Source organism: Tissierella sp. (assembly GCF_052089545.1).
Lineage (GTDB): Bacteria > Bacillota > Clostridia > Tissierellales > Tissierellaceae > Tissierella_A.
The window spans coordinates 1-10,729 of record NZ_JBQDAA010000065.1 but is presented as its reverse complement, the minus strand read 5'-3'; the positions used below and the strand labels follow the sequence as shown (position 1 = coordinate 10,729).

At 29.9% G+C, this 10,729-nt stretch carries 13 protein-coding genes; 6 read left to right on the top strand and 7 right to left on the bottom strand.

Annotation, left to right across the window (positions count from 1 at the left end; all coding sequences use genetic code 11):
* The 4 genes from ACTHW2_RS06470 to ACTHW2_RS06455 all read left to right on the top strand — a co-directional run.
* Window positions 1-326, top strand: a 326-nt coding sequence (locus ACTHW2_RS06470; RefSeq protein WP_442263153.1) for a BlaI/MecI/CopY family transcriptional regulator, incomplete at its 5' end; no start/stop codon positions are given.
* A gap of 166 nt (window positions 327-492) precedes the next feature.
* Window positions 493-1,506 (top strand): M56 family metallopeptidase, encoded by a 1,014-nt coding sequence (locus ACTHW2_RS06465; RefSeq protein WP_442263152.1) that lies wholly within the window; start codon window positions 493-495, stop codon window positions 1,504-1,506.
* 44 nt (window positions 1,507-1,550) lie between these two features.
* Window positions 1,551-1,898: a hypothetical protein gene (locus tag ACTHW2_RS06460; protein ID WP_442263151.1), complete on the top strand. Its 348-nt coding sequence runs from the start codon at window positions 1,551-1,553 to the stop codon at window positions 1,896-1,898.
* 188 nt (window positions 1,899-2,086) lie between these two features.
* Window positions 2,087-2,500, top strand: a complete 414-nt coding sequence (locus ACTHW2_RS06455) for a hypothetical protein (RefSeq protein ID WP_442263150.1) — start codon at window positions 2,087-2,089, stop codon at window positions 2,498-2,500.
* 534 nt (window positions 2,501-3,034) lie between these two features.
* Here ACTHW2_RS06455 and ychF read toward each other — a convergent pair.
* Window positions 3,035-4,126, bottom strand: a complete 1,092-nt coding sequence (gene ychF / locus ACTHW2_RS06450) for a redox-regulated ATPase YchF (RefSeq protein ID WP_442263149.1) — start codon at window positions 4,124-4,126, stop codon at window positions 3,035-3,037.
* A gap of 251 nt (window positions 4,127-4,377) precedes the next feature.
* Here ychF and ACTHW2_RS06445 point away from each other — a divergent pair, with 251 nt between their 5' ends.
* Both ACTHW2_RS06445 and ACTHW2_RS06440 read left to right on the top strand, forming a co-directional pair.
* Window positions 4,378-5,214 carry a tRNA 2-thiocytidine biosynthesis TtcA family protein gene (locus ACTHW2_RS06445; protein WP_442263155.1) on the top strand — a complete coding sequence of 279 codons (837 nt, stop codon included), beginning with the start codon at window positions 4,378-4,380 and terminating at the stop codon, window positions 5,212-5,214.
* Between the two features lie 21 nt (window positions 5,215-5,235).
* Entirely contained in the window at window positions 5,236-5,805 is a 570-nt protein-coding gene (locus ACTHW2_RS06440) for a xanthine phosphoribosyltransferase (protein ID WP_442263148.1), read from the top strand.
* A 142-nt stretch (window positions 5,806-5,947) separates the two neighbouring features.
* Here ACTHW2_RS06440 and ACTHW2_RS06435 read toward each other — a convergent pair whose 3' ends face one another.
* The 6 genes from ACTHW2_RS06435 to ACTHW2_RS06410 form a co-directional block, all read right to left on the bottom strand.
* The gene (locus ACTHW2_RS06435) at window positions 5,948-6,340 is read right to left on the bottom strand and encodes a hypothetical protein (protein ID WP_442263147.1); all 393 of its coding nucleotides are present in this window, start codon (window positions 6,338-6,340) and stop codon (window positions 5,948-5,950) included.
* A 19-nt stretch (window positions 6,341-6,359) separates the two neighbouring features.
* Complete coding sequence (locus ACTHW2_RS06430) at window positions 6,360-7,652, bottom strand: TRAP transporter large permease (RefSeq protein WP_442263146.1); 1,293 nt, start codon at window positions 7,650-7,652, stop codon at window positions 6,360-6,362.
* On the bottom strand, window positions 7,652-8,074 hold the full coding sequence (locus ACTHW2_RS06425; RefSeq protein WP_442263154.1) for a TRAP transporter small permease: 423 nt from the start codon (window positions 8,072-8,074) through the stop codon (window positions 7,652-7,654). The genes ACTHW2_RS06430 and ACTHW2_RS06425 overlap by 1 nt, the downstream gene beginning before the upstream one ends.
* 200 nt (window positions 8,075-8,274) lie before the next feature.
* Window positions 8,275-9,306, bottom strand: a complete 1,032-nt coding sequence (locus tag ACTHW2_RS06420) for a TRAP transporter substrate-binding protein (RefSeq protein WP_442263145.1) — start codon at window positions 9,304-9,306, stop codon at window positions 8,275-8,277.
* 45 nt (window positions 9,307-9,351) lie between these two features.
* Window positions 9,352-9,756 carry an aconitase X swivel domain-containing protein gene (locus tag ACTHW2_RS06415; RefSeq protein WP_442263144.1) on the bottom strand — a complete coding sequence of 135 codons (405 nt, stop codon included), beginning with the start codon at window positions 9,754-9,756 and terminating at the stop codon, window positions 9,352-9,354.
* A partial coding sequence (locus ACTHW2_RS06410) for an aconitase X catalytic domain-containing protein (protein ID WP_442263143.1) occupies window positions 9,756-10,729 on the bottom strand: 974 nt, incomplete at its 5' end. The genes ACTHW2_RS06410 and ACTHW2_RS06415, both read right to left, overlap by 1 nt.

The following is a 10,729-nucleotide window of genomic DNA, read 5'->3' as shown; positions in this document are numbered from 1 at the left end:
CAAGATCAGAGATAATAAACTTAACAGAAAACAGAAGATGGAAAAAAAGTTCAATCCATGTTTTTTTAAATAGGCTGTTAGATAAAGGATCTATTAGAGTATTTGATATTGTAAAAACAGCAACTAATTTTGGGAGAGCTTATGAGCCAACCTTTTCTGCTGATGAATATGATATGAGTCGCTTGAAGGAGAATTTTGAAACTGTAGATCCTGAACTTTCTACAATTTCTGATTTTTTTTCATTTATTGTAAAATCAAATAAAATTGATAAAGATAGCGTTAAGGAGCTAGAAGATATAATAAAAAATCATAAAGATACCTTGTAAAGATTAAAAGGAGAGACAAATAATGCAGATTACATTTTTTTCTTTTGTAATGTCCTTATTGTGGTTTAATTTGTATATTGTCCTTATAAATACTTTTAGAAAAAATGATAAATTTATTATTTCCTTTAGTGCTCTACCTATAATATTTTTTCTTTTCCTAAGTATATTGAGACTGATATTTAATTTTGAAGTTCCAGGGTCAATAATTGTAAGATCTAAAACTATTTTTCCAAAAGTGTATGATCTTCTTAGAAAACCCCTCTACTTAGAAGGTTTTAGCATAAAGGTCTTCCAAGTACTTGTTTTTATATGGATAACAGTAGGATTAATACTAGCAATTAATAATATTTTTAAGTATATGGCATTTAAAAGAAGTTTAAAAAGGCTGGAGGAAGGCCGAAATAGAGAAAATGAAGAAATCTTCAACAGGATATTGAGACAGAAAGAAATGAACAAAAAAATACAAGTAATTCAGCATGATAAGATTAGTTCACCCTTTATTTTAGGGATATTAAAAGGAAAGATATATATTCCCAACATTGAACTCCTAGAGGAGGACTTGGAATATATTATTCTTCATGAAATAAATCATTTTTTAGATAAGGATGCTTTAAAGAAAGTCCTAATACAAAGTATTAAATATATATTTTGGTGGAACCCTTTTGCACACCTGTTTGCAAATAATTTTAATCATATATTAGAAATACAATGTGATTTAAAAACTACTGTTAACTTTGAAAAAGAAGAGAAAACAAAATATTTAGAGAGTATAACTAAAATAATCAGTCAAAATGTTAATAATAGAACTCGAAACTTTAAATTAGACAGTGTACCGAACTTTGCCAGGATAAAAGAAATAACTAGTCTAAAACAAAGATTTCTTATAGTTTTAAATTACAAACATAAGAGGAACATATTTAAGGTATTTAATATTGGATTATATGCATTAGCATTAGTATTATTTATATCATCATATTTTATAATAATACAACCACATTATGAGCCAACTGACAATGGAGTATATATAGACATGGATGCAGACAATTCTTTCATTCTAGAAAAACCAATAGGTAGCTACGATGTATATATAGACAATAAATTTAAATATAATATAGAAAAATTAGAGGATTTAGATGAAAAGTTAAGTGATCTACCTATATACAAAGAGGATATAGATTAAAGCATAATATAATTTAATTAGGGTGTGAAAAGTATGAAAAAAGTTTGAATAAAGATATTAGAAATATTAGCAAAGAAAAGAAAATGAATGAGCAAAAAAAGATTGATTCTTTCCAAATTATAATGGGCTTGCTTATTGGTGCATTTTTATATTTCGGTTATTATATGTTAATGACTGAACATTTTAAAAGAGATCCTTTTAAATGGCCATATATATTGATAAGTATATATTTTGTATTGGCTACAATATCCTTTGCATACGCACATAATAAAGTAAGTGCCTGGGTTGAAAACAATGAAAATACAATTATAGATCTTCTGATTATACCCCAGACCATAGTATTAATTTCCTATATATTTGGACCTGTTATTTTTATAAGAGAATTATTTTAGGATTTAAATCAGATGTTTCAGGCGTGAATTTATTTTAGTGAGTTGTATATATTGTAAATTAAGCAAAATTCAAAATATTAAGTCAGAAGTAAATATTTTGACCTTGATATATAATAGAAAATAAGTTAGTGAACATCAATAGTAAAGTGCGTAACTTAAAAGAAACTTTTCAAAAAGGAGATGATAATGTGTCAATTACTATTAAACGAAATACTGGATGGCTTGGTGTGGCTTCAAAAATTCAAATAAAATTGAATGGGAAAAGAGTAGGAAGTATTAAAGCAAAACAACAAATAGAATTGGAAATTCCTGAAGGTCAATCTAATTTACAAGTAACACAATTTATAAATAAGAGCAAGCAAATACTAGTTAAAGATGGAGATGTAATTGAGATAACATCAACGGCTTTTTATCGAAAGATGGATTCTTTAAGTCTACCTATAGGATTTATAATGGGTGTAATATTAATATTTTTAATTCAGGAATTAATATATAGACTAATTTTAGTTGCTGTATTTTTAGCAATAATTCTTATTTTTCAGTTAGTGTTTAAGTTATTTAATATAAAAGTTGTGTCAGACAAAACCGGTCACAACCAATAAACATTAAGATGGATTATTAGGTTTTTAGGAATTAAAACTGTGTTCAATGAATTTTGAAAAACGTACTTCCATGAAAGGAAAAGTGCCTTTCATAAGTTAGTGCTTATTTTATTAATTTCTTAGATCTGGAAATAAGTTTCTGATTCGTATTAGTAGTAAAGTGTGAAGCTGTCATTCTGAGCTTGAGAAGAATCTAAGCATGGTTCAAGAAATATTGAAAAACGTCGTTCCATGAAAGGAAAAGCACCTTTCATAAGTCACTCCTTATTTTCAATATTTCTTTTATCCTCTAGTAGGTTTGTCATTCTGAGCATCGCGAAGAATCTATGGTTTAGGGTCAAAACAAAGATTCTTCATCGCTATGCTCCTCAGAATGACAGAGACGTATTCTTTATAAAGTGTGCCGCTAAATAATCTGTAATTTAAAAAATTAAGTTTCAGATAATACGAATTATGACAAATCTAAAAAAGCATCTCTAAATTAATTTAGAGATGCTTTTAATCTTAAATTTTTATTGAATTTTCAAGAAAGCTTTATACATTAAATCTAAATAATACTACATCCCCATCTTGCATGATATAGTCTTTTCCTTCAATTCTAACAAGGCCTTTTTCTTTAGCAACTACCATATTTCCAGACTCCATAAGATCATCAAAGGATATAACCTCAGCTTTTATAAATCCTCTTTGTATATCTGTGTGGATTTTTGCAGCAGCTTCTGGTGCCGGTGTACCTGTTTTTATAGTCCATGCTCTTGCTTCCATAGGTCCTGCTGTTAAGAAGCTCATAAGTCCTAATAATTTATAACTTGCTTTTACAAGTTTATCAAGACCAGAATGTTCAAGTCCTAAATCTTCTAAAAACTCTTTCTTTTCGTCATCGGAAAGCTCTGCTATTTCTTGTTCTATTTGAGCACTTACAGTTATTACTTCTGCATGTTCTGTACTTGCAAAATCTTTTACTGCTTTAACATATTTATTATTTTCTTCATCTAATAAGTCGTCCTCAGATACATTTGCTACATATATAACAGGTTTTGCACTTATAAGATTTAAGCTTTTAAGTATTTTCTTTTCATCATCAGAAAGATCTAAGTTTCTTACAGAAGTTTCAGCTTCTAAAGATTCTAGTGCTCTTTCTATTAATTTAATTTCTGGGGCTAATGACTTATCACTCTTTACAGCTCTTTGTGCATTTGCAAGTCTCTTTTGTAAAACTTCAATATCTGAAAGCATAAGTTCTAAGTTTATGATTTCAATATCACTTACAGGATCTATTTCTGCATTTACGTGAACTATATCATCATTTTCAAAACATCTTACAACGTGAACTATAGCTTCTACTTCTCTTATATGGGATAAGAACTTGTTTCCAAGGCCTTCTCCTGTACTTGCACCTTCTACAAGTCCAGCTATATCATAAAATTCTATAGCAGTTGGTATAGTTTTTTTAGATGGATAAACTTCAGCTAACCTATCAAGTCTTTCATCTGGTACAGACACCATTCCAACGTTTGGTTCTATTGTACAAAATGGGTAGTTTGCAGACTCAGCTCCTGCTTTAGTTATAGCATTAAAAAGTGTACTTTTTCCTACATTTGGTAAACCTACGATTCCAAGTTTCATTAAAAAATCCCCTCTATATTTATATTAAAATTTGATTTAAATTTTTCTTCACAAGTAAGTATTATACTATATAAAGGAGTGTCTTGCAAAATAAAATTTTTAATAGTTGTGTATGTGATTATTTTATTATAGACTGTAATGATAAGATAAGATTGAAATAAAGAAAAATCAATTATTTACAAGAAATATAGGAGTGATTTATTTTGGATAAAAAAGATTCAAAAGATGCTAAACTATCATGTGACACTATAATGCCACTTAATGATAAAAAGCCTTTAGATAAAATAGAAAGAAGTATTATAAAAACATACAGGAAACATATTTGGGCTAAGTTCATAAGGGCCATAAAAGAATATAAGCTTATAGAAGATGGAGATAAGATAGCTGTGGCTATATCTGGTGGTAAAGATAGTCTTCTTCTAGCAAAGCTTTTTCAAGAGCTATATAGATATGGAAAGAAAAACTTTGAACTAGAATTTATAGCTATGGATCCAGGCTACCATCCAGAGATTAGAAGCTTATTAGAAGAAAACTGTGAGCATCTAGAAATACCAGTTAAAATATATGATGCAGATGTCTTTGAGGTAGCAAATAGAATAGCAGGGGACTATCCTTGCTATATGTGTGCAAGAATGAGAAGAGGGTCTTTATATAGTAAGGCTGAAGAGCTTGGCTGTAATAAACTAGCGCTAGGTCACCATTTTAACGATGTTATAGAAACAACTATGTTAAATGTACTTTGTTCAGCAAATTTTAAAACCATGATGCCTAAATTAAAGGCTAAAAACTTTGAAAATATGGAACTTATAAGACCACTTTATTTAATAGAAGAAGACTATATAATAAGATTTATTAAAAATAGCGGTATAATGCCTTTAAACTGTGCATGTATGGTAGCAGCTAAAAAGATAGGAAATAAAAGGTTTGAGATAAAAGAACTTATAGAAAACTTAAAAAAGACTTTTGATAATGTTGATAAGTCTATATTTAAAGCAGCAGAAAATGTTAATATTGATGGTATATTAGGGTTTGAAGAAGATGGAGAAAAACATTCATTTTTAGACTTTTATGATGATGAAAAAATATAAGAAAATATAAGGATGTGAAATATGGATATATTAAAAGAAAGAATAAAAGAAGATGCTAAGGTTTTAGATGGTCAAGTAGTAAAAGTTGATAGTTTCTTAAATCATCAGGTAGATATTGACCTCTTAAACGAAATGGGAAAAGAATTTAAGGAAAGATTTAAAGATGAAAAAATAGATAAGATACTTACAGCAGAAGTTTCAGGTATAGCTATAGCTTGTATAGTAGCCCAATATTTTAAGGTTCCTATGGTATTTGCAAGAAAAACAGAATCTAAAAACTTAGATAGTGACAAGTATGAAAGTGAAGTATATTCATATACAAAAGGAAGAACATATAAGGTTATGGTGTCAAAAAGATATTTAAAAAAGGATAAAAACATATTAATCATAGATGACTTTCTAGCTAATGGTAAAGCTGTAGAAAGTCTAATTGATATAGTGAATAAGGGACAAGCAAATCTTATAGGAGTAGGGGTAGCAATAGAAAAAGGCTTTCAAGCTGGAGGAAAAACTTTAAGAAAAAATGGCATAAAGTTAGAATCTTTAACTATTATAGATTCTATAGAAAATGGACAAGTAAGATTTAGATAAGGAATATAAATACTAAAGTTTGATAAAAATGGGTCTATCATAAATATTTATGATAGACCCATTTTATTTTTTTATATTTTTTCATTTAGCACAATTTAATATTAAAAAACTTGTAGGATATAGTCTTATATTTTTAGAATTTTTAATAAATTATAATATTGGTGTAATAAAACCTGTATACAGACAATATAATATATTCTTCAGTGATTCCATATCCATATAAAACTTCTCTTTGTCCTTCTTCAGATCCCCCTCCATGACTTCCCATAGCTGATATTATAAAAGGTTCGGCTCCTAATGATTTTATTTTATCTATAGTAAGTTTAACTATTTTTTTAAGGTTTCTTATACCCCTGCTACCTACAGCTACAGCTACTTTTTGTCCTGGTTTTATAGTAGATAGGATAGATTCTTTTTCAAATTCTTCATTTATAGTTTTTTCTATATCATCAATTTTATCCTTTTTAAAACTTTGCCTTACTTTATGCATATTTGGAAGTTTCATATTGTAATCTTCTTCTAATAATATTGGCATATAAATCTCTCCCTAAACTTTATTTTTTTATAATATCTACTAAAAGCATAGTCAATGGTTCAAAATAAGTAGTCAGAAGAAGGACAATTCCTAAAGCGAGTAATAAATACTTAAGATACTTTAACATTTTATCCATTTTGACCCCGGCGACAGCTTGGGCTACAAACAAGTTTATACCATAAGGTGGTGTTACAAAGCCTATAGCTAAGTTCATAGTTAACATTACACCAAATTGTACTGGTGACATACCTAATTTTGAAACAATAGGTAATAATATAGGACCTAATATAATTGTTGCAGGAATGTTATCTATAAAGCATCCTATTACTAGTAAGAATAAATTTATTAATATTAATAATAAAATTTTATTTGAAGTAATTCCCAGCATTGCTGCAGCAAGTTTCATAGGAATCTGTTCCATTGTTAAATAGGAAGCAAAAACTGCTGAGAATCCAACCATAAATACAGTGGCACCATTTATCTCCATACTCTTAAATAAGGCATTATATACATCTTTCAAATCCATTTCTTTATATATATATAAACTCACTACTGTTGCGTAAACTGCTGATATTACAGCCGCTTCAGTAGGTGTAAATATACCTCCATAAATTCCTCCAAGTATTATAACAGGAGTTAATATTGCCCAGAATGCCTCTTTAAAGGATTTCCAAAGCTCTGAGAATTCCAATCTTTCTGCATTTTTATCTCCTTCAATACCCAGCTTTTTAGATGTAAGATAGTTTACAATTATAAGAGCCAGCCCCATAGAAATACCTGGAACCAAACCTGCTATAAATATATCACCAATAGAAGTATTTGTTACAACACCATATAATACAAAAGGAATACTTGGAGGTATGATTACTCCAATGGTCCCAGAAACTGCGGCTAATGCTGCAGCATATGATCTAGGATAACCTTTCTTTTCCATCTCAGGAATCATGAATCCTCCTATTGCAGCTGTTGTAGCCATAGCTGAACCAGATATTGCTGCAAAAAACATACATGCTATAATGGTAACTATTCCAAGGGCTCCAGTTCTTTTTCTCAATAAGGTATTAAAAAAGTCGATTAATCTCTTTGCTACCCCTCCAGAACTCATAAGGTTGCCGGCTAGTATAAAAAAAGGTATTGCCATCAAAGGAAATGAATCTACACCTGAAATAGCATTTTGGCTTATCATTATTAAAGGTATATCTGAAAATCCCATCATAGTTATTAGTGTTGCTATACCTATTGAATATCCTATAGGAACAGCCAAGAATAACAATATAAAGAAAGAACCAAATAAAAATCCCGTTGCTGCCATTATAATTCACTCCCTTCATAATTAATAAATGATCTTACTCCAGTAAATATATTTCCTGCTAATCTAAGTAAAACAACGCAGGCAGTTATGGGAACACTCATATATACTATGGATAAGGGTAAACCCATACCAGAGGACACTACTCCTCTTTCTATCATTTTAAGAACCAATTGAAATCCGTGGGTCACTAAAAATATATTAAATCCCAAAGTTATAATGTTTCTAAACAATAACAATACTATCTTAGGTCTACCTACTAATCTATCTAGTAGCATGTCTACTGATATATGTTGATTAGTTCTAAACGCTAAACTCACACCTAGCCATACCTGCCAAATAAACATATATCTTGCTAATTCCTCACTCCATGATATAGAACTATTAAAACCATATCTCATAACCACTTGAATAAATACTAATATTACAGTAAAAGCTAAACTATAGACTAAAGCATATTCTTCAATTTTATTATAAATATTAGCAATTTTTTTAAAGTTTTTTTCATTTTTTCACCCCATAGAATAAAATTATCCTATGATTATAAATTATTCAATTTTTAAATTGTCTAATACTATATAATCATAGGATTAAAAGTTATTTACTAAATATTTAATTAATAGTTTTATTTATATTTGTCTAGAAGTTCAAATATTTCTGCTCCCATTTCCTTTTCATATTTATCATACATAGGGGAAACTGCTTTAATGAACTTTTCATGATTTTCAGGAGTTATTTTATTTACTTTCATCCCTTCTGATTCTAGCTTTTCAATATATTCTTGTTGACTATTAGTTTCTTCTTCTATCTGCCATTCTTTAAGCCATTTTTCTGCCCCTTCATTAAGAATGTTTTTGTGTTCATCAGATAAGCCTTCATAAAAATCTTGATTTATAATATTTGCCGCAAAACTATATACATGATTGGTTTCACTGAAAAACTCTTGAACTTCTTGAAATTTAGAATCATATATTAGTGTTGGAGCATTTTCTTGTCCATCTACGGTCTTTTGTTGTAGTGCTGTAAATAATTCTCCAAAACTTATAGGTGTTGGATTAGTTCCTAGATATGTAAACATATCTATAAATACTGGACTTTCCATAACCCTCATTTTTACACCTTCTAAATCTGCCGGCTCTTCTATTGCTTTCACATTATTTGTTATACTTCTTGTTCCATTAGAGTTGTATGCTAAATTTTTTATTCCGACATTTTCCAATTTTTCATTTAAATATTCTCCTACTTCTCCTTCGAGAGCTTCAAACGCATTATCCTCATCCTCAAAAATAAAAGGTAAATCTAAAGCTCCAAACTCAGGGGAATACATAACTAGTGTGGATGTTGAAGGTAAGGCCATATGAAGACTACCTAAGGCAACTGCTTCACTCATCTCAACATCGCCACCTAATAAAGCATTTGGATAAACTTCTAACTTTAACTCTCCATTTGATTCCTTTTCAATATAGTCTCCAAATTTTATTGCTGCTTTTGTAGAAGAGTGAGATTCTGGTGATATTAAGCCATATTTTATTACTATAGCATCACCCGATTCCTCACCTCCACCTTCTTCTTTGGAAGTTTTTTCACTAGAATCTTTGCCACAACCTACTGATAATATTAGTACCATTACTAATAATAAACTTATAATTTTTTTCATATTTTACCCCCCTAAAATGGTTTGCTAGTAACAAATTTTATTGAACTATAGTATAGTAATCAAGCCCTCATCTGCATCCATTATTATTCTATCGCCTTCTTTTATGTCCTCATAAAATTCCTTATCTACTTTATGGACCATAGGTACCTCCATAATAATTACACTTGATACTAAAACTGGATCGGCATGCTCAATAATTAATCCTGCTGGAGCCTTATCATACATTTCTAATTTATATATACCATCAGCTTGAACTACTGAACTACCTTTTCCGGAAGGCATCATGAGTATTTTGCCAGAAATATCCTTGCCTTTAGCATCATGATTATCTTCTACTACTACTCCTGTTTCTGGTTCTACTAGGTAAAAACATAATGCATCTTTTGATACTACCACTTCTGCTTCTGCTCTTCCTTTAGATATTTTTCTACACTTATATGTTTTACTCATTATTCTAATACCTCCCCTATAATAGCTGCTTCTATTGCATCTTCCAAAGGTCTTATTTTAAACTTAATCCCTCTTATTTCATTGTAATATGCACACTTTGGAGAATCTGTAACTGCTTTAAGTCCATAATAAGGTTTCCAGCATGGTGGAACATCTATACATGTATCTGCTATTATATGTCCTCCTGCTCTTTGAATAATAGCTAAATGTCCTGATCTTTCTGCAAGTTCTTTAGTTAGTGAACTAGTTAATATCCAAGTATCTACAGCAAACTTTCTTCCTTGACATGTGTTAGCTATAGTTACAACTTGATCAAGGTTAAGATGTGGACATCCAAACATTGCAAAATCTATCTTACCAGGTTCTCTACATAGTCTTTTTCTAGTATTTTCTATATCTTCTTGAGTTATTACTATCTTTTTCTTTATTTCATTTTGGCCTAATGCATCTTCTAAAGTTTTTGCTTCAGGGGTTATTCCTACTATATGAAACATTGATACTGCACCTGATGTGTTTAATTGAGCTCCAAAGTTCATAAATCCTGCTGGAGTAGGTCTTTCTTCTATTCCAGTAAATACTGGTATTTCTAATCCTTTATATTTCTCAGGATAGCACCATCCTAATAATTGCCAATCAAAATCTGTTTTAATATCAGCTTGAACCTCAACAAGTATTTCTGCCTTTCTATTTTCGTCCAGTAACAGTCCATATCTAGGTACTAGTCCAGTTATTGCTGCACAAAGAGCACTTTGAGAAGATTCCCTATTACTTCTTGCACCTATAACTGAGTTTACATAAGGAGTTGCACTTGACTCTGAAAATCCTATTACTTCTCCAAAAGCTGGAACATTTTGTTGTAAATATGGAGTACAATCAAATGTAAGTGTAGCTCCTAATTTTTTATATGCTTCATTTGTAGCACTCACTCTTGTCATTCCTTCTTCTGGTATTTCGTGTAGATGTTCATTTAAAT

What these genes read in the sequence shown, in the direction of transcription:
- ychF (WP_442263149.1), bottom strand. Translation starts at nt 4,126, where the DNA reads ATGAAACTTGGAATCGTAGGTTTACCAAATGTAGGAAAAAGTACACTT.
- ACTHW2_RS06435 (WP_442263147.1), bottom strand. Translation starts at nt 6,340, where the DNA reads ATGCCAATATTATTAGAAGAAGATTACAATATGAAACTTCCAAATATG.
- ACTHW2_RS06445 (WP_442263155.1), top strand. Translation starts at nt 4,378, where the DNA reads ATGCCACTTAATGATAAAAAGCCTTTAGATAAAATAGAAAGAAGTATT.
- ACTHW2_RS06420 (WP_442263145.1), bottom strand. Translation starts at nt 9,306, where the DNA reads ATGAAAAAAATTATAAGTTTATTATTAGTAATGGTACTAATATTATCA.
- ACTHW2_RS06430 (WP_442263146.1), bottom strand. Translation starts at nt 7,652, where the DNA reads ATGGCAGCAACGGGATTTTTATTTGGTTCTTTCTTTATATTGTTATTC.
- ACTHW2_RS06415 (WP_442263144.1), bottom strand. Translation starts at nt 9,756, where the DNA reads ATGAGTAAAACATATAAGTGTAGAAAAATATCTAAAGGAAGAGCAGAA.
- ACTHW2_RS06440 (WP_442263148.1), top strand. Translation starts at nt 5,236, where the DNA reads ATGGATATATTAAAAGAAAGAATAAAAGAAGATGCTAAGGTTTTAGAT.